The 1,216-nt window shown below is 62.3% G+C and carries 2 protein-coding genes; one reads left to right on the forward strand and one right to left on the reverse strand.

The features are described 5' to 3' along the window. Positions 1 to 51: 51 nt before the first annotated feature. Positions 52 to 696, reverse strand: coding sequence for a plasmid pRiA4b ORF-3 family protein (locus ACTIEZ_RS15395; protein WP_439547570.1), 645 nt, complete (start codon positions 694 to 696; stop codon positions 52 to 54). A gap of 155 nt (positions 697 to 851) precedes the next feature. On the opposite strand from ACTIEZ_RS15395, the gene ACTIEZ_RS15400 reads away from it, so the two are divergent. Further along, on the forward strand, positions 852 to 1,216 hold a 365-nt coding region (locus tag ACTIEZ_RS15400), incomplete at its 3' end, for a DUF6444 domain-containing protein (protein WP_439547571.1).

Genomic DNA, 1,216 nt, shown 5'->3' on the forward strand with positions numbered 1-1,216 from the left:
AAATTACACCCAAAGCCGCCTGACGATGACGGCCCGGTGCCACACCCCAAATTACACCACATTGACGGACACGACCTTGGCGGCTGCGTTTCGGCGTGCGGCGATGCGGGCGAGTGCGACTTCGATTGGGAATTCGTCGAGTTCGTCGGGAGTATAGCCTTCGAGCCATTCTCTGATATCTGCATGGCCCGGATGGGAAGGGTCTGCTCGGGCCTCGAGCAGCTCGTAGAAGCCGGGGATCCCGCTGCAATCTTCTGGTGGGCAGTCACGCTCGCCACTGATGAACCGCGGATAGCCTATGGCAGGTTCGCCGGCACGAATGTCGCTGATGGTGAGCACGTGTTCCCAATAGTCACCGAAATCATAGATATAGTCGATGTGCGTGGTGCCGGTCGCGACGACATCGCGAAGCCGGGTGCGATCGGCTGATTTGCGCGGTGCTGTTCCCCAATCCTCGTCCATGGGCAAGCCGTAGACCGTGCCATCGATGCGGAACTCCCACAGGTGATAATCCAGCCAGCCCATGGTGACCTGCACGATATCGTGGAGCACCTTCAGGGTGATAGACGTCGGGACCTCAACGAGGCGCCAGATCGGCGGATTGCTGTCTTTGAGATCGATGCGCAGTGTGGCGATCTCGGTGAAGCTGGAGATGGCAGTCTTTGGGGCTGCCTTTGGGGCGCGTCTGGCGGTCATGCCGCCTGAGATAACAGGCCCTGCGGCGTGCGCCAGTTCCAAGGCAGCAGTTCGTCGAGCCGGCTTGCCGGGTGATCGGCGATGCGGGCGTAATTGCTCACCCCCCTGGCTGAAGGGGGGTTGCCACGGACTCGGCGGCGTGATTCATCCTGATAATGGTGCTTGCCCCATTTCGCCGGCTGACCGAGGCTGAGAAGGACGCGCTGCTGCGTGATCAGCAGGCGCTGATCGAGCAGATGGCCGCGCGGATTTCCGAACTGGAAGCGCTGGTCGGCAAGCCGCGCAAGACCTCGTCCAACTCGAGCAAGCCGCCTTCGAAGGACGATTTTCGCGGTGGCCGTCCGCGCGGTGGCAAGGGCGGCAAGCGGCCATCGCGTGAAGGCAAGCATCGTCCCCTGGCCAGCGATCCGGACAAGACCGAGCGTGTAATGGCGTCTGCCTGTGGCCATTGCGGTACCGACGTGTCGGGCCAGAGCCAGCGCTGCCGGCACCGCTATGATCATATCGACCTGCCGCCCAT

The sequence above is a fragment of the Sandarakinorhabdus sp. genome (genome assembly GCF_051860625.1).
GTDB lineage: Bacteria > Pseudomonadota > Alphaproteobacteria > Sphingomonadales > Sphingomonadaceae > Sandarakinorhabdus.